The organism is Streptomyces sp. NPDC055140, assembly GCF_053607285.1.
On sequence record NZ_JBSGTG010000027.1, the window covers coordinates 12,076 to 33,738 of the forward strand.

17 protein-coding genes and 3 pseudogenes are annotated in these 21,663 nt (G+C 69.3%); 19 read left to right on the plus strand and 1 reads right to left on the minus strand.

Annotated elements, in window-relative coordinates; genetic code table 11:
• Positions 1-42: 42 nt before the first annotated feature.
• Positions 43-1,026: pseudogene (locus ACWFR4_RS36755) on the plus strand (helix-turn-helix transcriptional regulator); the annotation flags it as partial.
• Positions 1,027-1,071: 45 nt separating this feature from the next.
• Here the strand turns inward: ACWFR4_RS36755 and ACWFR4_RS36760 are convergent.
• Positions 1,072-1,199, minus strand: a pseudogene (locus ACWFR4_RS36760) (LacI family transcriptional regulator); the annotation flags it as partial.
• A 521-nt stretch (positions 1,200-1,720) separates the two neighbouring features.
• Between ACWFR4_RS36760 and ACWFR4_RS36765 the strand changes: the two are divergent.
• From ACWFR4_RS36765 to ACWFR4_RS36850, 18 genes and pseudogenes are all read left to right on the plus strand, one after another.
• Entirely contained in the window at positions 1,721-2,752 is a 1,032-nt protein-coding gene (locus ACWFR4_RS36765; protein ID WP_453656173.1) for a hypothetical protein, read from the plus strand.
• A gap of 52 nt (positions 2,753-2,804) precedes the next feature.
• Positions 2,805-4,076 carry an FAD-dependent monooxygenase gene (locus ACWFR4_RS36770; RefSeq protein ID WP_453656174.1) on the plus strand — a complete coding sequence of 424 codons (1,272 nt, stop codon included), beginning with the start codon at positions 2,805-2,807 and terminating at the stop codon, positions 4,074-4,076.
• Positions 4,077-4,177: 101 nt separating this feature from the next.
• Positions 4,178-5,569: an MFS transporter gene (locus ACWFR4_RS36775; RefSeq protein WP_453656175.1), complete on the plus strand. Its 1,392-nt coding sequence runs from the start codon at positions 4,178-4,180 to the stop codon at positions 5,567-5,569.
• Between the two features lie 42 nt (positions 5,570-5,611).
• Positions 5,612-6,448: an FAD binding domain-containing protein gene (locus tag ACWFR4_RS36780; protein WP_453656176.1), complete on the plus strand. Its 837-nt coding sequence runs from the start codon at positions 5,612-5,614 to the stop codon at positions 6,446-6,448.
• Complete coding sequence (locus ACWFR4_RS36785; protein WP_453656177.1) at positions 6,445-8,811, plus strand: xanthine dehydrogenase family protein molybdopterin-binding subunit; 2,367 nt, start codon at positions 6,445-6,447, stop codon at positions 8,809-8,811. Before ACWFR4_RS36780 ends, ACWFR4_RS36785 begins: the two co-directional genes overlap by 4 nt.
• Positions 8,808-9,338: a (2Fe-2S)-binding protein gene (locus ACWFR4_RS36790; RefSeq protein WP_453469606.1), complete on the plus strand. Its 531-nt coding sequence runs from the start codon at positions 8,808-8,810 to the stop codon at positions 9,336-9,338. The genes ACWFR4_RS36785 and ACWFR4_RS36790 overlap by 4 nt, the downstream gene beginning before the upstream one ends.
• The gene (locus ACWFR4_RS36795) at positions 9,329-10,018 is read left to right on the plus strand and encodes an SRPBCC family protein (RefSeq protein WP_453656178.1); all 690 of its coding nucleotides are present in this window, start codon (positions 9,329-9,331) and stop codon (positions 10,016-10,018) included. Before ACWFR4_RS36790 ends, ACWFR4_RS36795 begins: the two co-directional genes overlap by 10 nt.
• Positions 10,015-10,704 carry an isochorismatase family protein gene (locus ACWFR4_RS36800; RefSeq protein ID WP_453656179.1) on the plus strand — a complete coding sequence of 230 codons (690 nt, stop codon included), beginning with the start codon at positions 10,015-10,017 and terminating at the stop codon, positions 10,702-10,704. The genes ACWFR4_RS36795 and ACWFR4_RS36800 overlap by 4 nt, the downstream gene beginning before the upstream one ends.
• A gap of 11 nt (positions 10,705-10,715) precedes the next feature.
• Positions 10,716-11,603: an alpha/beta fold hydrolase gene (locus ACWFR4_RS36805; RefSeq protein ID WP_453656180.1), complete on the plus strand. Its 888-nt coding sequence runs from the start codon at positions 10,716-10,718 to the stop codon at positions 11,601-11,603.
• Positions 11,596-12,093: a MarR family winged helix-turn-helix transcriptional regulator gene (locus ACWFR4_RS36810; RefSeq protein ID WP_453469805.1), complete on the plus strand. Its 498-nt coding sequence runs from the start codon at positions 11,596-11,598 to the stop codon at positions 12,091-12,093. Before ACWFR4_RS36805 ends, ACWFR4_RS36810 begins: the two co-directional genes overlap by 8 nt.
• A 60-nt stretch (positions 12,094-12,153) precedes the next feature.
• Positions 12,154-12,924, plus strand: coding sequence for a maleate cis-trans isomerase family protein (locus tag ACWFR4_RS36815; RefSeq protein ID WP_453656181.1), 771 nt, complete (start codon positions 12,154-12,156; stop codon positions 12,922-12,924).
• A gap of 167 nt (positions 12,925-13,091) precedes the next feature.
• Positions 13,092-13,313, plus strand: coding sequence for a hypothetical protein (locus tag ACWFR4_RS36820; protein WP_453656182.1), 222 nt, complete (start codon positions 13,092-13,094; stop codon positions 13,311-13,313).
• A 115-nt stretch (positions 13,314-13,428) separates the two neighbouring features.
• Positions 13,429-13,794, plus strand: a pseudogene (locus tag ACWFR4_RS36825) (lipid II:glycine glycyltransferase FemX); the annotation flags it as partial.
• An 852-nt stretch (positions 13,795-14,646) separates the two neighbouring features.
• The gene (locus ACWFR4_RS36830; protein WP_453656183.1) at positions 14,647-16,125 is read left to right on the plus strand and encodes a sugar transferase; all 1,479 of its coding nucleotides are present in this window, start codon (positions 14,647-14,649) and stop codon (positions 16,123-16,125) included.
• A gap of 67 nt (positions 16,126-16,192) precedes the next feature.
• The gene (locus ACWFR4_RS36835) at positions 16,193-17,509 is read left to right on the plus strand and encodes a nucleotide sugar dehydrogenase (RefSeq protein ID WP_453656184.1); all 1,317 of its coding nucleotides are present in this window, start codon (positions 16,193-16,195) and stop codon (positions 17,507-17,509) included.
• Positions 17,499-18,779: a glycosyltransferase family 4 protein gene (locus ACWFR4_RS36840; RefSeq protein WP_453656185.1), complete on the plus strand. Its 1,281-nt coding sequence runs from the start codon at positions 17,499-17,501 to the stop codon at positions 18,777-18,779. Before ACWFR4_RS36835 ends, ACWFR4_RS36840 begins: the two co-directional genes overlap by 11 nt.
• Positions 18,776-20,140 (plus strand): Wzz/FepE/Etk N-terminal domain-containing protein, encoded by a 1,365-nt coding sequence (locus ACWFR4_RS36845; RefSeq protein ID WP_453656186.1) that lies wholly within the window; start codon positions 18,776-18,778, stop codon positions 20,138-20,140. Before ACWFR4_RS36840 ends, ACWFR4_RS36845 begins: the two co-directional genes overlap by 4 nt.
• Positions 20,137-21,663, plus strand: coding sequence for a Wzz/FepE/Etk N-terminal domain-containing protein (locus tag ACWFR4_RS36850; protein ID WP_453656187.1), 1,527 nt, complete (start codon positions 20,137-20,139; stop codon positions 21,661-21,663). Before ACWFR4_RS36845 ends, ACWFR4_RS36850 begins: the two co-directional genes overlap by 4 nt.

The following is a 21,663-nucleotide window of genomic DNA, read 5'->3' on the forward strand; positions in this document are numbered from 1 at the left end:
AGAGGACAGAATCGGCCCGGTATTCGCGCTAGGTTCTGAACCATGTCTCGACCTACCGTGCGCGTGCTGACTCTCCTGGAACTGCTGCAGTCGGGCGGCGTCCGGACAGTGGCTGAACTCGCCGACCGGCTCGGCGTCGACGGGCGGACCGTGCGGCGGTATGTGGACCAGCTGAACGACCTCGACGTGCCGGTGGAGGCGGTGCGGGGCCGCTACGGCGGGTACCGGCTCGCCCCCGGATACCGCTTGCCTCCGCTCATGCTCAGCGACGACGAGGCACTCGCCGTCCTGCTCGGCTTGGTCGCGGGGCGCCGAGGCGGGCTGACGACGGCGGATACGGCGAACGAGACGGCAGCGGCCAAGATCCGCAGGGTGCTCCCCGAGCGCTTGGCCCGCAGGCTCGACACGGTCCTGGAATCCCTCGCATTCACAGCTTCGCCCGGCCAGTTCGCAATCCCGGACGCCGAGGTCCTGCTCACCGTCGCCGATGCGGTACGCCACCGACGACCGCTTTCGATCAGATACACGGACCGCGACGGCCGACGCAGCGAACGCCCGCTGCACGCGTACGGGATCGTCGCCCATTCGGGCCGGTGGTACGTCACGGGCACGGACCCCGAGATCGGCGAGGACCGGACGTTCCGGCTCGATCGCATCGCGGCCGCGAGGACCCTGCCCGGCTCGTTCGAGGCCCCCGCCGGACTTGATCCGGCGCAGCGCGTGTTGTCAGGGTTCGCCACGGCTGAGTACCGGTATGCGGTGACCTTGCGGATCCATGGGACGGTCGATCAGATCCGCGCCCGCCTTCCGGCCAGCGTGGCGAGCGTGGAGGAGACTGCGCCCACGGCACGCGTGGATCCGGGGACCGAGCGTTGGCTGCGAGTCGAGCTGCGGGCGGAAACGCTCGACTGGTTGCCGCCGGTACTCGCCTCACTTGACCGGCCGTTCGTCATCGAGCGCCCGGATGAACTGCGCAACCTCGTCACCGCCCTCGCCGACCGCCTCGCGTCCTGCGCCCGTCAAGCGGGCAGTCGTCCTGTTCGGCGAGTCGGAGGCCGGCGCGGTAGCCGGCAGGCGGGCCGTGTCGAGGAGGTGGACCTCCACGACGGCGTCGACGGCGAGTTCCCGAGCCGGGAGAAGGCGCCGCGGACCTCGTCCTGCGTGGGCACGGCGACGGGGAGCAGTGTGACCGCGTACCCGAACGGCAGAACCTTTTGAACCACACCCGGCACCCCTGGGCGGGTCAACCATACGAAGGGCTCACCGCATCCGCAGGAAGGCGTAGGGAGTCTTTTCCAACCCGATGACGACGTGAGGCGTTGGCGGGCTGTACGAATCGACGAAGTTCCTGGTAGACGGGTTCACGACCAAGATCACACAGTCGGCGGCCAGGAGTTTCGCCTGGTCGCTGCACGCAGTGGTTGCAACCCCTGGGCTGGTCAAGGCGGTTGGTCAGGCCGTGATCGCCGCCAGGCTCGCCTTCCTTCGGTGCGGAGTCGTGCGGATTTCGACCGTGGTTCCTGGAAGTAAACCTCTCATAATTTCACGACGGTCTCTTGCCAGGCAGAGATAGTACGTGTTCGGATTAATTCCGCCGGCCGGGCTCCACGTCATCGGTTCTGACGCGGTGGTCTCGGGCCGTGGTCCGATGCGCGCCCTCCTTCATCGCCGTACCAAGGAGCGGACGTCTCCCACCACCCTCTTTCTTTGGAGCAGAGACATGCACGATCTCGCATCCGTAGACCTGCTCGACGCGTTCACTCGTGAACTCAGGCTGTGCAAGCTCCAGCCGGGCGAGCATGTGGTCGTCCTGTCCGAGCCGACGAGTCGCGGCGACTACATCGCGGCGGCCTTCGGAGCGGCGAAGGCCTGCGACGCCCACGTCATCTCCGCAACCGTGCCCGGCGGCAACCCGGCCCCCGCCGACAGCACTCGCACCGGCGCGGGTCCGGGGCTGACCTCGGTGCTGAACGACACCACCGCCCAGGAGATGCTCAAGGCTGCCGACCTGGTCGTCGACCTGACCCGTGAAGGCTTCATCCACGCGCCCCTCCAGCAGGAGATCCTGCGCGCCGGCACGCGCATCATCTTCGTCTGTGACGCCCCTGACGTCCTCATTCGCAACCTGCCGAAGGAGGACGACAAGGTCCGCGTCCTCAATGGCGTCGAGCTGCTCAAGTCCGCCTCGGTGATGCGGGTGACGTCCGAGGCAGGGACTGAACTCACCGTCGAACTGCCGGGCTCCAAGCCGGAGTTCCAGGTGGGCTTCGCCGACGACCCGGGCCGCTGGGACCACTGGCCGAGCACCATGGTGCTGTGCTGGCCGCAGCTTTCCGACGGCCGGATCGTGCTGACGGAGGGCGACATCCTCCTGCCGTTCAAGGAGTACGTGCGCCAGCCGGTCACTCTGGAGATCGCCGGCGGCACCATCGAGAAGGTGTCCGGCGGTGCCGAGGCACAGCTGCTCAACACCTACTTCGAGGACGCCGACGACCAGTGGGCCCGCAGCCTTTCCCACATGGGCTGGGGCCTCATGAAGACCGCCGACTGGTTCGCCACAGCTCTGTACGGCAAGGAAGAGCTGATGGGCATGGACGCCCGGGCCTTCGCCGGCAACTTCCTGTGGTCCACCGGCCCTCACCCTGTACTCGGCCGTGAGTCGTACGCCCACATCGACGTCGCCATGCGGGGCTGCACCGTCTCCGTCGACGGCATGGACGTCGTCACCGCCGGACGGCTCGTCGAGGCCTGACACTCCGCTCCGCCCCCGCCACCACCCGCCGCAACCCTCTTCTGGAGAATTCATGGCACCTTCCCAATCGTTCGAAGTCGTCATCGCCGGTGGCGGGCTCGGCGGGGTCACCGCAGCGCTGGCCCTGCGGCACCGAGGTATCAGGGTCACCGTGCTGGAACAGGCTGCGCAGTTCGGCGAGATCGGGGCGGGCATCCAGACGGCCCCCAACGCCAGTCGCGTCCTGCTCGGCCTCGGCCTGCGCAAGCAGCTCGAAGCCATCCACACCGAGCCTCAGGATCAGGTGCGGCGCAGGTGGAAGGATGGCAGCGTCATCGGGCTCACCCAGCTCGGCGAGCGCTGCAAGCGGGAATTCAACGCCCCGTACTGGCACTATCACCGTGCCGATCTGCACCGCGTCATCCTGGACGCCTGCGTCGACCCGAACGGCCCCGGACCCATCGTCGAACTGCACACCGACAGCCGCGTGGACGGCCTGGACCGGAGCAACCCTCGCCGTCCGGCGGCCATCACCGAAGACGGTCGGCGCTTCGAGGGTGACGTCGTGATCGGCGCCGATGGCATACGATCACGGGTCCGTGACCTCATGGGGCTGCCCGACACCCTTGAGTTCTCAGGCGAGATGGCCTTCCGGGCGCTGATCCCCGGCGACCTCATCGCCGCAGACCCGGCCACCCGCTTCCTCTTCGACCGCTTCCAGAGCACCATCTGGTACGGCCCCGACCGCCACCTCGTGCACTACATGATCCGTGGCGGCGAGTACCTCAACATTGTGGCCTGCGTCCCGTGCACCGACGAGGTCGCCGAGAAGTGGAACGTCTCCTCCGACGCCAACGCGCTCGTGGACGCTTTCCCCGGCTGGGACGACCGCGTCGCCGCGATGCTGTCCAAGGCGAAGGAGGACGTCTCCTGCTTCGCCCTCTACCGGAGGCGTCGCGACCCGGTCTGGACCGATGGTCACCTGTCACTGCTCGGCGACGCCTGCCACGCCATGCTGCCCTACCAGGCGCAGGGTGCCTCGCAGGCGATGGAGGACGCTGCCGTGCTCGCCGAGGAGTTGGGCCGGGTCGACGCCGACGGCATTGCGGGAGCCCTGCACCGCTACACCGACCGCCGCGCCAAGCACGCCGGGATGGTCCAGGACGCGTCGCTGCAGAACAAGACCTTCTACCACTTCCCCGACGGCCCTCTGCAGCGGGCCAGGGACGCCGAGTTGGGGCGCTCCTTCGACGGAGAGTCGGATGTCTCCTACCAGTGGCTCTGGGGCGGGACACCCCTCAACGACCCTGACCTGGAGGCGATCGCCTACCCGTTCGCACGCTGACCGCCGGACGCCCGGCGCCCAGCCGAATCCGTCCCCTCACAACCGCCGAGCCGCAGCCGCACCGCCCACTCACCCTCCCCGACGCCCCCTATGGAGCGAACGTGAAAACAGGCGATCAGATCGTGCAGGACCTGCCCTGGAGATGGTCAGTCCAGGGAAGAATCTTCATCATCGGCGGCCTCGGCTACCTCTTCGATGCCTACGACATCGCCCTCAACGGTTTCCTCATGCCGCTGCTCGGCGACCACTTCGATCTCACCCTCGCTGAGCGCGGTCTGGTCGCGACCGCGAACCTGGTCGGCATGGCCGTCGGCGCCGTCGTCTGGGGAGCGGTCGCCGACCGGATCGGACGCAAGCAGGCATTCAGCGTCACTCTGCTGATCTTCGCCTTGTTCTCGGTCCTCGGCGCCCTCGCTCCGATCTACTCCGTCTTCCTGCTCCTGCGCTTCCTCGCGGGCGTCGGCCTCGGCGGCTGCATTCCCGTCGACTACGCGCTGGTAGGGGAGTTCTCGCCCCGCAAGTACCGGGGCCGGGTCCTCACCGCGCTTGACCTGTGGTGGCCGATCGGCGTGACCCTGTGCGGTCTGGTGGCTACCGGCTTCGTCGGGGTAGCGGGGGACTGGCGGTGGATGCTCGCCACGATGGTGCTGCCCGCACTCCTGCTGTTCTGGGTGCGGCGCGGCATCCCGGAGTCGCCCGTCTACCTCACCAAGAAGGGCCGCGATACGGAGGCCAGAGAGGTCATCGACGACCTGGTGGCCCGCACGGGAGCACCCGTCGAGCCCTACAGCATCCCCGCACCGCAGCACGAGACCGGCCCGCGCGGCGTCGCCGCCGCAGTGCAACAGCTCGTCGGTATCTGGCGGTTCAATCCGCGGATCACGTCGGTGGCCTGGCTGCTCTTCGCGACGATCATGCTGGTGTACTACGCGGCGCTCAGCTGGCTGCCGTCCATCCTCAAGGAGGAAGGCCAGGGCGACACCGCCGCCTTCATGAGCACCACGATCATGAGCGCCGTCGGGATCGCCGGTGTCCTGCTCTCCACCGCCCTCGTCGACATCGTCGGCCGCAAGTGGCTGATCGGTGTCTCGGCGCCGCTCGCCGCCGCAGCCCTGGTCGCCTTCGCGGTGGTGCGGCACATGGCGACGCCGGCCGTTTTCGCCATCGCCGTTTTCGGCCTGTTCGCCCAACTGGCCATCCCCGCCCTGTACGCCTACACCGCCGAGCTCTACCCCACCCATCTGCGGGCCAGCGGCTTCGGCTGGGCCTCATCGGTCAGCCGCGCGCTGACCGGCTTCGCCCCGCTGCTCTTCGGCTCGGTCATGTGGCCGCTGCTGGGGCTGCCCGTCACGTTCACGGTGCTCGGGGCGGCCGTGCTGGCCGCCGTGGTCTGGATGGCGATCGCCGCACCCGAGACCAAGGGAGCGGTACTGGACGCCTTCGACGAACCGGCGCCGGAGACCCGTGCCGTGCCGGAAGCTGCCGCAACCTGACCTGCCCCAGGCCCCGTTACGTACCCAGACCGGAGGAATCCGATGAAGCCCGCCCCGTTCGCCTATCACCGGGCGCGAGATGTCGACGGCGCACTCCGTCTGCTCGCCGACCTAGGTGACGACGCCAAGGTTGTCGCCGGCGGACAGAGTCTCGTCGCGATGATGAACTACCGACTGGCGCGCCCGCGCCATCTGGTCGACATCGCGCGCTTGCGGGAACTTGACCGGATGGAGCGGGACTCCAGCGGTGCCCTGCGGATCGGGGCCCTCACCACGCACCACACCGTGGAGCGCGATCCGCAGGGTGTGCTCGGGCGGGACTTCGCCGTGCTGAGCCGGTCCATGGAGTGGGTGGGACACCTGCCCATCAGGACCCGCGGCACGGTCGGCGGAAGCCTCGCGCACGCCGACGCCACCGCTGAGTGGTGCCTGCTCGCGATGGTGCTGCGCGCCCGGTTCGTGGTCCGAGGCCCTCGCGCCGAGCGCACCATCCCCGCCTCGGACTTCTTCCACGGCTACTACACCAGCGCACTGGCGCCGGACGAACTCCTCGTCGAAGTCGTCTTCCCACGCCCCGCACCCCACGCGGCGCTCACCGAATTTGCAGAACGACGAGGAGACTTCGCCCTGGTCGCCACTGCCGTGGACCTGGACGTGGTCGACGGGACCGTGTGCGGGGGCCGGGTCGGACTCGGCGGTGTCGCAGCCTCCGTCGTCCGTGTACCGGAGGCCGAAGAAGTCCTGGCCACGGGCGGCTCGTTCGCCGACTGCGCCGCGGCAGCGGCCGCAGCCGTCGACCCGCCCGAAGACACCGCATACCGCAAGGGCCTTGTCCGCACCCTTGTACAGCGCGCCTGCGAGGAGGCCATCACCGCATGAGCTCAACACCGAACTCCCGTAAACTGGTGGGGCGTTCAGTCCCGCGCCGCGAGGACCCCCGGCTGCTGACCGGGCGCGGACGCTTCGTCGACGACATCGCACTGCCCGGGATGCTCCACGCCCAGTTCGTGCGCAGCACCGTCGCGCATGGCGAGATCGCGTCCGTGGATCTGACCCCGGTGCTCCAAGTCCCGGGCGTCGTTGCCGCGTTCACCGCCGACGACCTTCAGCTCGGCGACATCGTCGCCGAATTGGGGCGCCCGCGGAGCGAGTACGTGCCCACCGCGATGCCCGTCCTCGCCCGTGACCGCGTCCGCTACGTCGGCGAACCCGTTGCCGTGGTGGTGGCCCGTGATCCCTACGCGGCGGAGGACGGTCTGGAGGCCGCCAAGGTCAGATACTCCACTCTGCCGGCCATTACCAGCGAGGAGCAGGCCCTTGCCCCGGACGCCACGCGGTTGCACGAGGAGGCGTTGAACAACACACTCGTCGACGTATCGCTCTTCGCCACGGACGGCATCGACGACATTTTCGCCGGCGCCCATTGCGTCGTGGACGTCGAGACCCGCACCGGCCGGCAGAACGCGCTGCCCCTGGAGACCCGCGGCGCTGTCGCTCACTGGGACGAGCGCGAGGAGCAGCTCGTCCTGCACACCTGTACCCAAGTCCCGCACCAGGTAAGGACGGTGGCCTCACGCTGTCTGCGCCTGGACGAGCGGGCTGTCCGTGTGATCGTCCCCGACATGGGCGGAGGCTTCGGCCAGAAGTGTGTCGTGGGCCGTGAGGAGATTGCCGCGGCAGCCGCGGCGCTGCGTCTGCGCCGCCCCGTGAAGTGGACCGAGGACCGAAGGGACGCTCTGACCGCCTCGTTCCTGGCTCGCGAGCAGCACTACCGGGCCCGTGCCGCCTTCGACGCCGACGGCCACATCCTGGCCCTCGACGCCGACGTCGTGTGCGACATGGGCGCCTACTCCTGCTACCCGTTCACCGCGGGCATCGAGCCGCTCATGGCCTCCGCCGAGATGCCCGGCGTCTACCGGGTCCCCGCCTACCGGGTACGCGGCCGCGCAATCACCACGAACAAGGCGCCCACCGGCCCGTATCGTGGAGTGAGCCGCCCGCAGTACGTCATGGTCGTCGAGCGTCTCTTTGAGCGTGCCGCCCGCGAACTCGGCCTGGACGCGGTCGAGGTGAGACGCCGAAACGTGATCACCGAATTCCCGTACACCGGAGTCAACAACATCACCTACGACCCCGGCTCCTACCTGGAATCCCTCAACCTGTGCGAGCAGCAGCTCGTGAACGAGGGCTGGTACGAGAAGCAGGCCGAGGCGGCACAGCAGGGCCGTCACATCGGCATCGGCTACTCCTGCTTCAGCGAACGCACCGGCTACGGCTCCGCCGCCTTCGCCCAGCGCAAGATGCAGGTCGTACCCGGCTTCGACATCTCCGAAGTGCGCATGGACACCAGCGGAGCCGTCACCGTGACCACCGGCACGCTCAGCCATGGACAGAGCCACGAGACGACCATGGCCCAGATCGTCGCCGACGAACTCGGCCTCGACCTCGCCAAGGTCAAGCTCCACCAGGGCGATACCGACCGCATCACCTACGGCTGGGGCACGTTCGCCAGTCGCTCGATCGCCATAGGTGGCAGCGCGGTTCGGATCGCGGCCGGCCGCCTCGGCGACAAACTGCGCCGCATCGCAGCCGCCCACTGGAACATCGACCCCGACGACGTCGGGCTGACCGGCGGGGGAGCCCAGCGTTGTGGCCCGGACCGGGACTTCCTGCCGTACACGGAACTCGCCGACATCGCGTACCTGAAGGCACACCTGCTGCCCAAGGACATCGAGCCCGGGCTGAGCGCGACCGCCACGTTCGACGTCTTCAACGACGGCACCTTCTCCAATGCCACCCACGGCGTCGTCGTCGAACTCCACCAGGGCACCGGACAGGTGGAGATTCTGCGCTACGTGTGTGTCGAGGACTGCGGTGTCGCCATCAACCCCCAGGTCGTCGAGGGACAGTGCCGCGGCGGCATCGCCCAGGGCATCGCGGGCGCGCTCTTCGAGCAGATCACCTACGACGCCCAGGGCGAGCCGTCGGCAACCGGGTTCATGGACTACAAGGTGCCCACCGCCCATGAGATCCCCGACGTGGCCATCCACCACCTCGAAACCCCCTGCGCGTTCACCGAGACCGGAGCCAAGGGAGCGGGCGAAGGCGGCACCATCGGCGCCCCCGCCGCTGTCCTCAACGCAGTCAACGACGCCCTGCGCCCCACCGGTGTGGAACTCGACAACACCCCGATCACGCCCCAGACGGTCCACCGTGCCCTGAACCAGGAGATCCCCGCATGACCGAACCCAGCACCCGGGACCTGCAGTTGCTGACCCTGGACGTCAACGGCGAACGGCACGAGGTGATCACCGAGTCCCGCCGCACCCTCGTCGATGTGCTCCGCCACGACCTGCACCTCACCGGCACACACGTGGGTTGCGAGCACGGCATCTGCGGGGCCTGCACTGTCCTGGTCGACGGCCGTCCGGCCCGCGCCTGCCTGATGTTCGCGGCCCAGGCGGAGACCGCGCAGATCCGGACCGTGGAGTCGCTGGGCAGTGGCGGCAACCTCACGGACCTGCAAGAGGCATTCCGGGATCACCACGCCCTGCAGTGCGGTTTCTGCACACCCGGCTTCCTGATGCTCGCCGAAGGGTTCCTCACCGAACGCCCCGAGGCGACCAAGGAAGAGATCAGGGATGTGGTCGCCGCCAACCTCTGCCGATGCACCGGCTACCAGACCATCGTCGAGGCCATCGACGCCTGCGCAACCGCCCGCCGCACCGAGTGCGCCCAGGGCTGCAAGGAGACGACCGGATGCAACTGACCAACACCGTTCCCGTGAAGGCGCCGCCCGACGAGGTGTTCGCCCTGATCAGCGACATCCAGCGGGTCGCCTCGTGCATGCCCGGCGCCGCGCTGGAAGGCCAGGACGGCGACCTGTGGCGCGGTGCGGTCAAGGTGAAGGTGGGCCCGATCACCGCCGCCTACGCCGGCACCGTCCGCTTCCTGGAGGTCGACAGCGACAAACGGCGACTGCGGGTTCACGCCACCGGCGCCGACACCCACGGCAGCGGCGACGCGGAGGCCGAGGTCGCCCTGGAGGTCGTCGAGTCCCCCGGAGGCGCACAACTCAACCTCGCCACCGACCTCGTCATCCGCGGCAAGATCGCTCAGTTCGGCAAGGGCGCCATCGCCACCGTGTCGGAGCGCATCCTGCAGCAGTTCGCGCTGAACCTGGGGAACCTGCTGGACGCCCCCGCGGCCGACGCCGTCGCCGTAACAGCGCCGGTGGCTTCCGCCATCCCCGCGACGCCGACCCCCAACCAGTCGGCTTCCCCGACCGCCGCTGCGGAACTCGACGGCCTGTCCCTGGTCGCGGGACCGCTCCTGAACAAATACGGCCCGGTCGCTGCCGTTTTCGCGGCCGGCCTCCTCCAGGGCTGGCTACTGGGCAAGTTGAGGGCCCAGTCCGTGCAGCTGCGCGACCTGCGGAGGCCCTCATGAGCAACGGACTGTACGGCCGTACGACCGACGACACCTACCAGCAGGCCGGCTTCGGCGCCGCGGTCCGGCGCGGCACACGCCCCGCGATCCTCGTGGTCGACCTCACCCGCGGCTTCACCGAGAGCACCTACCCCACGGGCGCCGACCTCACCGACGTGGTCAAGTCGACCACGCGGCTGATCGAGGCCGGTCGCCCCGCTGACGTCCCGGTCGTCTTCACCGCTATCTCCTACACGCAGGCGGAAGCGGCCGGCGATGCGGTCACCTGGCTGCGCAAGGCCCCCGGACTGCGCTCACTGGTGGACGGCAGTGAGGCAGTGGCCCTGGACCCGCGCCTGCCCTGGCATCCGGACCAGGACCACCTCGTCGTCAAGAAGGGCGCCTCCGCCTTCTTCGGAACCAGCCTCGCTGCCACCCTGACCGGCCTGGGCTGCGACACCGTCCTCGTGTGCGGAGCGACGACCAGTGGCTGTGTCCGGGCCAGCGCCGTGGACGCCGTCCAGTCCGGTTTCCCGGTCCTTGTGCCGCGCGACTGCGTCGGCGACCGGGCCGACGGCCCGGCGCAGGCCGCGCTCTTCGACCTCCAGGCGAAGTACGGCGACGTCGTCGATGTCGATGACGCGGTGGGCTATCTCGCCTCCCTGCCGGCGTCCCGGCGAGACCACACCAGAGACCTGAGCCTTTGAGGATGAACCCCATGTCGCAGCGATCGATCCCGCAATCCGCGCTCGCCGAACTCGCCGACGTGCCCGCCACCAGCCGCTGGGTCCACTCCGGCCCCGTACGCCTGCATGCCCTGGACTACGGCGGAGACTTGCCCCCACTCGTCGTTCTCCCCGGCATCACCAGCCCAGCGATCACCATGGACTTCATCGCCCGTGAACTGACGGACCTGGTCCGGCCGGTGGTCCTCGACGTACGCGGCCGTGGACTGTCCGACGACGCTCCCGGACACACCCTGGAGGCCTATGCCGAGGACGTCGAGGCGCTCATCACCGGGCTCGGACTTCAACGCCCGCTGTTGTTCGGGCACTCCATGGGGGCTCGTATCGCAGCCGCCACCGCTGCACGAGCCAAGGTGCCCGTGGAAGGCGCCGTCCTGGCCGACCCGCCGATGAGCGGCCCAGGCCGAGGCACCTATCCCACGAGCCTCGACGCCTTCCTCCAACAACTTGCCGAGGCGCACCGCGGCACGGACGCCGACGAAGTCGCCGGCCACTGGCCCACGTGGCCGCGCCGCGAGCGGGAACTGCGGGCGCACTGGCTGTCCAGCTGCACACGGGACGCGATCGCGGGCACCCATCACGGCTTCGAGCACGAGGACTTCTTCACCTGGTGGCCGCAGGTGTCCGCCCCGGTCGCCCTGCTCTACGGCGCCGACAGCCCGGTCGTGACGTCCGCCGGAGCGGCCGAGGCCGCTGAAACGAACCCCGCGGCCTCCATGGCGAGGATTCCCGGTGCCGGGCACATGATCTTCTGGGACGAGCCGGAGACCGCCGTCGCCGCGCTGCGCACGGCCCTGCGCGGAATACTCACCGGCGTCGAACCCGGCTCTGACGCCGTGGTTAAGTGTGGACATGCCTGATGAGACCCCAGCTGCCGAGACCGCCCCCAGGCCCCCCGCCGCGCTGACTGCCGCTCCTGGCTACCAGGTACGCCGTCTGTACCAGGCCTACCTCGCCGTGTGGTTGCGGGAGGTGGACCCCGTCCTGACGGGACCACAGTTCGCGGTGCTCCAGACGGTCCAGGCATACCCCGGGCGTGATCAGCGTTCCCTCGCCTCGGCGGTGGCGCTGGACACCTCGACGATGGCCGACGTCGCCAAGCGCCTGGAAAACCGTCGGCTGATCATGCGTCAGACCGCGGTTGACGACGGGCGACGCAAACTGCTCTACCTCACCGAGGACGGCGAGAACGTCCTCCGCGAGGCCGAACAACGCGCACGGGCGCTGGACGAGCTCCTGCTGGAGGCGTTGAGCGAAGCCGAGCGCACCACTTATCTGCACATGCTCACGTCCCTCGCCGATCACTGGGTGGGACTGGCCGAGGGGCCGAACACGACTCCCTCCCGATAGCCGGTCCCTCTGTGCTCCGGGCGGGGAGGCGAGAGCCCCGCAACCGGAGGAGACAAACCCATGACGGACCATCACATCGGTCTCATCGTGCCCAGTTCCAACCTGACCATGGAGACCGAACTGCCCCGGATGCTCAACGCCCGGGAGGTTGTCGAACCTGGCGACCGGTTCGTGTTCCACAGCAGCAGGATGCGGATGAAGCACGTCACCCCCGAGGAACTGCGCGGGATGAACGCGCAGACCGAGCGGGCCGCCGGCGAGCTCGCCGACGCCAGGCCCGACGTCGTCGCCACCGCCTGCCTGGTCGCCATCATGGCCCAGGGGCCCGGGTATCACTGCACCGCCGAAGCGGAGATCACGAACGCGCTGCGTGCCGAAGGAGCCAAGGCGCCCGTCGTCTCCAGCGCGGGCGCTCTGCTGAGCGGCGTCGAGGCACTCGGAGCCAAGCGGGTCGCGATCATCACGCCGTACATGAAGCCGCTCACCGCCCAGGTCGTGGCCTACCTCGAGGACGCCGGGATCGAGGTCGTGGATGCCCTGAGCCTCGAGGTTCCCGACAACCTGGCCGTTGCCCGCCTGGACCCCGCGGATCTGCGTGAGCACCGGCGCCGGCTCGACCTGAGCAGGGCCGACGCGCTGGTGCTGTCGGCGTGCGTGCAGATGCCGTCGCTCGACTCCATCCAGGCAGTCGAGGACGAAGCCGGACTACCTGTGCTCTCCGCGGCGACGGCAACGGCGTACCGCATCCTGCAGGAGCTCGGCCTGCCCCCGGTCGCACCGGGAGCCGGAAGCCTGCTGGACGGTCGGTCGGCAGTTCCCGCTGCACGCTGAGGCGGGAGCGCGAGCCGGGACGGGTCATGCAACTCCCGGAGGACGGTCGGCCTCTGCGTCGGCGGTACGGGGTGCCCAGGGCCGGCCCGGCGAGTGGTCCTGGCCTCGCGCTTTGAACCACTTACGTCCACGGCGACTACACCCGGCACGCCGACACCGACGGCAACATGGTCATGTGGACCGACTACAGCTCCCCGTCCATCCTGTTCACGGCGCGCTCCGTCAGCGGTGGCGTGACGAAGACCACCGGCGGCAACGCCGACGCCCTCTCGGTCGTCGGTGACCTCGTGGGACCAAGAGCTTCCGCTGGGCACACCGGAGGCGGTGTGCCCAGCGGCGTACGGGTGCACGATGCCGTGCACCGTCGACGTACGTGCACGGGCGGCTGAAGAGACGCAGCCCTGTCAACGAAGCGGTGTGGTGCATCCTGGGGCCTTCGGGAGGGGTGGGGTCAGACCGCTTGGCCGTAGCCGTCCCCGCTGGGGTTCTCGCCACGCAGGGGCTGAAGGCGAGGACGGCTTCGCCGCAGGCCAGCCACGCTACGTATGCCAAGTTCCTTTCAAGGGACGGTCGCTGGAAGAAATCGAGGGCGATCTCAACCAGCAGTGGCGACGCAACATCAAAAAAGGCAGAGAAGGCCGGCGTCAAAGTGGTCCAAGGCGGCTACGGCGACCTGCCCCGCCTTCAACGCAATCTACGTCGAGACCGCCGAACGGGACCGGTTCATCCCGCGCCCACTGGCCTACTTCCAGCGCATGTGGACCGCGTTGCAGGCCGAGGACAACAACCGCATGCGCCTCTACCTCGCCCACCACGAGGGAGAGGTACTCGCGGCCCGCCACGATGCTGACCGTCGGCGAGCACGTCTGGCTGTGTCGGTTCCGCCGATCAGTGACGGTCCGTCAAGGGCGGTTCCAGGCCGATCGATGAGCCGGCCGCCGCTTCGACCGCTCGGCATTCCTGGTTCGCCTTGACGGCCTATTTCTCGCCAGTACAGGCGGGGATTTCCCTCGAGGCATTCTTGCGCGAGCAAAGCGGTGAAGATCCGCTTCCGCGGGCGGTGCCGTCGATCGCCCGCCCCACCAGCATCCAACGCGCCATGCTCACCAACACGATCCACCGGGCAGGCCCTGAGCGCGGCCAGTCGGCAGTGTCAGAACGGACCCGCGTTGCCGGTGTCGGCAGCCCGGGAAACTTCCGTCATCACAGGTCACGCGGAATGTCGTCTTCATCAAGGCACCCGCAGGTGGCGACCGGTTCGTGGACCCTCCTTCAAATCTTGTCCACCAATTCCACACATCCCTCTCTGCAGGTGAGCCTCGATGGTCTAGATTGACCGTGCTTCACATGGTGGGACACCAGGCGACAAATGATGATCTATTGGCCTGGCGCTACGGACGGCAGTGACTGTGCCTTCGGCGTCGGACCTGGGGGTGATCAACTTTTGGAGCCCGCGGGGGGCTTTGGATGCGGGCAGCATCGGAGGTTTCGGCGGGTTTCTGGCAGGCCAGGTGGGTCTGCTGTCGCCGGGGTGGGTTGTTCGAGTAGCGCTGAAACAGCAGGAATGCCATGCGCGGGAGGCGGGGGCCTCCCGGGGGGACGAACAGCGCGGCGCGGGGGGCGGGGCCTCCCGAGGTGAAGAACTGTGAGGAGGCGGGGGCCTTCTGGGGGGAGGGACAAGTGTTGGGCGAGCATGTCGAACCACTGGACCGGGGGGGTTCTGTGCGGCAGGGGGGATTGGTCGGCCCTTTTCCGTCGGCGCGGGGTCATCTGGCGAACGGGGCCTTGAGACAGCCGGCGAGCGACTGGGAGCAGCGCTATCGCCGTACCGTGATCACCAGCGACACCGTGGCCACCGCCTTGGTGGTGGCTTCGATCGGAAACTTCTTCGGGGCCCGGGACGCGGCCAACTGGCACGAGAAGTGGGGAATCCTCGCATTCGGCACCGAGCTGCTGGTGCTCGGAGCGCTTGCGGTGATCCGGTCGTGGGCTCCGGCCGTACTCGGCCAGGGCGCCGAGGAGTTCCGCAGACTCGGGCGCGCACTGTTCACGGCGACCGTCGTCCTGGCGCTCGGCGGGATCGCTCTCACCTCGCGCAACATCAAGCTCTGGATCTTCGTCGCCATACCCGCCATTGCGTTCGTGACCATGACCGAGCGGTATGTGCTCCGCCTCTGGCTGCACAAGCAGCGCAAGGAAGGACAGTGCCTGCGACCGGTGCTCGCCGCCGGGAGCCCGGCCACCGTCCGCGACCTGATCACCCGAACCCGCAAGTTCCCGCATCTCGGCTGGCGGGTGGACGCGGTGTGCACGGTGGACGGACTGGGGCTCGACGGTGACCAACTGGACGGAGTGCCGGTCGTCGGTCAACTGACGGACGTCGCAAGCCATGTCCACCGCGACGGCTACCGCGTCGTCGCCGTCACACCGGACCCGCACTGGTCACCGGACCGACTGCAGCGGCTGGCCTGGAACCTCGAAGGCAGCGACGCCGAGATGGTCGTGGCCCCCGTGCTGATGGAGGTGGCCGGCCCGCGGCTGCACGTCGACGCGGTGCTCGGGATCCCATTGCTGCGGGTCAGCATGCCGACCTTCACCGGGGGCCGGCGGGCGGTCAAGGGAGTCGTCGACCGGATGGGCGCGACGCTCCTGCTGATCCTGTTCGCGCCGCTGATGGTGCTCGTCGGGCTGTTCGTGGCCGTGGACAGTCGCGGCGGTGCCCTGTACCGCCAGCGCAGAGTCGGCAAGGACGGCCGCGAGTTCACCATCTTCAAGTTCCGCACCATGGTCGCTGGTGCCCATGGCGCACGGGCCCAGCTGGCCGACCGCAACGAGGGTGCGGGCCTGCTGTTCAAGCTCCACCGGGATCCGCGGGTGACCCGGGTCGGAGCGGTGCTGCGCAGGTACTCGATCGACGAACTCCCGCAGCTGTTCAACGTACTGACCGGATCGATGTCGCTCGTCGGGCCACGGCCTCCGTTACCGGAGGAGTCCGCTGCGTACGGGCCGGACATTCGGCGGCGTCTCCTTGTCAAGCCCGGGCTCACCGGACTGTGGCAGATCAGCGGGCGCAGCGACCTGCCGTGGCAGGAGGCCGTCCGGCTCGACCTGCGGTACGTGGAGGACTGGTCGCTCGCCCTGGACACGGTGATCTTGTGGAAGACACTGCGTGCGGTGCTCCAGGGGCAGGGGGCTTACTGAGGCGCGGGGGCGCCGTCCAGTAGCGAACGGAAGGCAGGCCGCAAGGGCCTGGGGGGAGGGACGGGTAATGAGAATCAGCGTTTTAGGGCTCGGCTACGTGGGCTGCGTATCGGCCGCGTGCCTGGCCAGCCTGGGCCACGAGGTCATCGGTGTGGACGTGAACCAGGTGAAGGTCGACATGGTCAACGGCGGCAAGGCGCCGGTCGTCGAGGAGCGGATCGGCGAGCTCACCGCCGAGGTCGTGCGGACGGGCGCATTGCGCGCCACCACCGACGTCCGTGAGGCGATCATGGGCAGCGACGTGTCGCTGGTCTGTGTGGGCACGCCGTCGGAGCCCAACGGCAGCCTGTGCACCACGTATCTGGAGCGGGTCACCGAGCAGATCGGTGCCGCGGTGGCCGAGCGGGGTGGGCGGCAGACCGTCGTGTTCCGCAGCACCATGCTTCCGGGCACCTGCCTGAACCTGCTGGTGCCGATCCTGGAGAAGTTCGTCGGCGGCACGGCCGGCGTGGACTTCGGGGTCGCGGTCAACCCGGAGTTCCTGCGCGAGGGCACGAGCGTGCGGGACTTCTTCGACCCGCCCAAGACCGTCATCGGCGAACTCGATGCGGCGAGCGGCGACGTGGTGGCGTCCCTGTACGAGGGCCTGCCCGGCGAGGTGTTCCGGGTGCCGATCCCGGCGGCCGAGGCGATCAAGTACGCGGACAACGCGTTCCACGGCCTCAAGGTCGGCTTCGCGAACGAGCTGGGCGCGGTGTGCCAGGCACTCGGAGTGGACTCGCACCAGGTGATGGACGTGTTCCTGGCCGACCGCAAGCTGAACATCAGCCCCGCCTACCTGCGGCCCGGCTTCGCCTTCGGCGGCTCCTGCCTGCCCAAGGATCTGCGCAGCCTGGTGTACGCGGCGCAGCGGGCCGACGTCTCGGTGCCCATCCTCGCCCACGTGCTGGCCTCCAACTCCGAACACCTGCAGCGCGCCGTGGACCTGGTCGAGCGCACCGGCAAGCGCCGGGTGGGCCTGTTCGGTCTCTCCTTCAAACCCGGCACCGACGACCTCCGCGAGAGCCCGCTCGTCGAGCTGGCGGAGAGGCTCTTCGGCAAGGGGTACGACCTGAAGATCTACGACGCCAACGTGAGCCTGTCCCGGCTGCTCGGCGCGAACCGCGACTACATCGAGACCCGGCTGCCGCACCTCGCGCAGCTGCTCGCCGACTCCGTCGACGAGGTGCTCGAGCATGCCGAGGTATGCCTGGTCGGGACCAAGGACCCGGCCGTGGTGTCGGTGCTGCCCCATGGCGAAGGACCCGTGATCGTCGACCTCATCCGCCTTCCCGACGCCGAGGCGCGCCGGACCGAACCGGGGTACGTGGGCCTTGCTTGGTGACACGTCGTTTGAAGACACAGCCAGCGGCGACCGGGCGGACCGGCGCGCGCTGATTCTGGTGGAGAACCTGTCGGTGCCGTTCGACCGGCGGGTGTGGCAGGAGTGCACGACGCTGCGCGACGCGGGCTGGGAAGTGCACGTCATCTGTCCCCGGGGGGAGAAGCGGGACACAGAGCCGGAGGCGGTGATCGACGGGGTGCGCATCCACCGCTACCCGCTGCGCGCGGCCACCGGTGGACCGGCCGGCTATCTGCGGGAGTACGGATCGGCGTTGTGGCACACCGTCCGGCTGGCCCGCAAGGTCGGCCCGGTCGACGTGGTGCACGCCTGCAACCCGCCGGACCTGTTGTTCCTGCCGGCGCTGATGATGAAGCGGCAGGGCGCACGGTTCGTGTTCGACCAGCACGACCTGGTGCCGGAGCTGTACCTCTCCCGGTTCGACCGCGGCAAGGACCTGCTCTACCGCGCCGTGTGCGCGCTGGAGCGGCGGACCTACCGGGCCGCGGACGTCGTGCTCGCCACGAACGAGAGCTACCGGGACGTGGCGGTGCGCCGTGGCGGCCGGCGGCCGGAGGACGTGTTCGTGGTGCGCAGCGCACCCGACATCGACCGGTTCCATCCGGTGCCGGCCGAGCCGGAGCTGAAGCGCGGCAAGCCCCATCTGCTGTGCTACCTCGGCGTCATGGGCCCGCAGGACGGCGTCGACTACGCGTTGCGCGCTCTCGCGAAGCTGCGAGACGAACTCGGACGGAGCGACTGGCATGCGGTGTTCGTCGGCGCAGGCGACGCGTTCGACGCGATGGTGGACCTTTCCCGGCAGTTCGGGCTCTCGGAGCAGGTGCAGTTCACCGGACGCATCCCGGACGCCGATCTGGTGCGCTACCTGTCCACCGCGGACGTGTGCCTTTCCCCCGACCCGCGCAACCCTCTCAACGACGTGTCGACCATGAACAAGGTCCTGGAGTACATGGTGATGGGCCGGCCGATCGTCTCGTTCGACCTCCGGGAGGCGAGAGTCTCCGCCGGTGACGCTGCCGTCTACGCGCCCGCCAACGACGAGGCCGAGTTCGCCGAACTCATCACGGTGCTCCTCGACGATCCGGAGCAGCGGGCCCGTATGGGCAAGATCGGCCAGGAACGGATCAACGGGCAGCTCTCCTGGCGGAACTCGCAAGCGTCGCTGCTCGCCGCCTACGCCGCCGCCTGCCGTGACCACACTCCGGTCTCGGCGGGCGGCCCGGTCCGGGCACGGGGGAGGCGGCGTCCTTGAGCGATGACACGATTCGCCTGGCCATGATCGGGCAGATCCTCCGTCGGCGCTGGCGGCTGCTGGCCGTCCTCACCCTGGTGGGCGCGCTGGTCGGTTACGGCACCTCGGTGGTGCTGTTCCCGCCGCGCTACACGGCGTCGACGTCGGTACTGCTGCCGGGCCAGTGGGAAGAGCGCGAGCTGCTGACCCAGGTCGACATCGCGACCAGTTCGTCGGTGGTCGACCCCGTGGCCTCCCAGCTTGGGTGGAGCGGTGTCAGCGGCGCCGACCTGCGGGATCGAGTGACCGCCAAAGCCGCCGACGGGAACATCATCAAGATCTCCGGAACGGCCGACACCCCGAAGCACGCACAGCAGCTCTCGGACCGGTTGGCCCAGCAGTTCGTCAGGTTCGCCACGCGGATCGCCGGCGGCAACACGGACGCGGCCACGGTGCCCGAGACGCTGCGGAAGCAGGTCGTGGAGACCAACCGCCGCATCACCGAGCTGGCCGATGCGGCCGATCCCGGGCAGAGCGTGGAGAGCGTGCAGGCCCGCACCGAGCTCGAGAAGCTGCGCACCTCACTGGAGGAGGCCATGACGAAGCTGGACCAGGCCGACCCCGCGAACAACAAGGGCGGCATGGTCGTCATGGGGTCGGCTGCCCGGCCGACCGGCGAGGCGCCACCGACGAGGACGCAGCTCATCGCCGCCGGGGCGCTGCTGTTCTTCCTGTTCGCGGTCATCGGCCATCTCGCCGCCGTACGGCGCAATCGCCGACTGCGCTCCGAACCGGAGATCGCCGCGGCGCTGGGGTCGACGCTCATCGGCACCGTCGACGTGGCGGGTGAACGGCGCGCGCACCGGCCGGAAGACCGTGCCCCGCGCGACCGGATCCGCCGGCTGCTCGGTGTCGACATCCCATGGGACCTGCCGACCCCGCAGCGGTCCGGCGACGAGGCCGGCATGCGCATCCGCTACCGGCGCGTGTGCACACGCCTCCGCGACCAACTACCCGCCCCCCGCGAGCTGTTGGTTGTCGTACCGGGCGGCGACGAGATCGCCCGCCGAGCCGCCGGGCACCTCGTGACCGAGGCCACGAGCGATCCGGTCCTGCGCGTGGTGGAAGTCTCGGTGGACCGGCCGATGGTGCCGGACCGCGGCAGCGAGTCCGGTGCGCTCGTCGTCCTCAGCGCGGGCAGCTGGACCGCGAGGGAACTCGCGGGCATCGCCGAGGCCTGTGCGGACGGTAGACATCAGGTCGTCGGCATCGTCGTCGCCGGTGCGGTCCGGGGCCGTCCGACGCGGTCCGCCGAGCAGTCCCCGGACGACGCCACCTTGGCGCTCGCGGTGGGCGGCCACGTGAGGGGAGGTTCCGCGTGACGACGAGCACGACTTCGGAGTCGTCGGCATCCGTTCACCTGCTGGACCTGCAGGCACTGGTGGTGGCGGTGCGCAGGCGCCGTCGCCTGTGGTGCTCCCTGGCGCTGGTGGGGCTGCTGATCGGCGCGGCGGTGGCAGTCCTGCGACCGCCGGAGCCGGCCGCGGCGACCAAGGTGCTGGTTGCGCATCAGGCGGACCAGCCGAACGACACCGGGACGCTGATCCGCACCGACGTGGAGCTGCTGCGGACCACACGGATCGCCGACAAGGCCCTGCAGTCCCTCAAGTCCCCGGAACGGCCGGAGGACTTCATGAAGGACTACCGGGTGACCGGGCTGACCAACAACGTGCTGCAGATCGAGGTGACAGGTGACAGCGACGCGCAGGCGGTGGCCCGGGCCAAGGCATTGGCGGACGCGTTCATCGCGGACCATGTGCGGCGGATGAAGGCATCCGCGCAGGCGGAGGCCAAGGCCCTGAGCGACCAGGGTGACCGCATGCGGCACGAACTCGCGGGCGTCAACAAGGAGATCGGGGACAGGTCGCCGGACAGCGACCCGAAGGCGTCGGCGAGTATCGAGTCGCTCTTCGCCCGCCGGGCGGAGCTCAACTCGCGGATCGCCGACTTCGACCAGCGCGCCGAGGAGGCGCGCATGGGTACGCCCCAGATCGTCGCCGGTACGCAGATCGTGGACGCCCCGCGCGCGGTGCGGCACTCCCTGCCCAAGTCCGCCGCAACCGACGCCGCGATCGGGCTCGTCCTCGGACTCGTTCTCGGGCTCGCGGTGGCCGCGGTCAGCACGGTGGTGGCGGACCGTCCCGTGCTGCGCCGGGACATCGCGGCGAACCTGGGCGCCTCGGTCATCGCGGAACTGCGCCGTGTGCGCCGTCGGCGGGTCAGGCTGTGGCAGCGCAGACGGACCCGGACGGCACGCGAACGGCTCACGGCGACCCTGGCCCGAACGGTTCGTGGCTCCACGGAACCGTTGTCGCTGCTGGAACTGGGCTGTGCGGGCAGCACGAGCGTGATCGCCCTCGACCTCGCCAGAGCCATGGCGGTGGACGGACCGGTGGTCGTCGTCGACGGTCTGCCGGGCCTGCGGCGCGCCCACCGGGGCCAGAAACCAGGAGGCCCGGACGTGGTCGGCGTCGAGGGTGCCGCGACCGTGCCGCACGAGGTGCGCCGGCTCGGTGTCGGCTCGGTCGCGCCCGGTACGGCGTGGACGGGCCTGCCGGACCTCGGTACCCAGACGGTGCTCGTCGTGCGTGCCGGGCACGCGAGCGCCGCATGGTTGCACACGGTGGCGCGGCAGCTCGCGGATCTGCTCATTCCGGTGATCGGTGTGGTGCTGATCGATCCCGACCCGCGGGACCGGACCGACGGCACCCTGTGGGACGGCCTGGACACCGCGCTGCGCGGCCACAACGAGCGGCTGGCCCGGGAGAAAGTGACGGGCCGACGGCCGACGGAGCGGCCGTCATGGGCGGTTCGAGTCCCGGACAGCGACCAGGAGGCGCGGTAG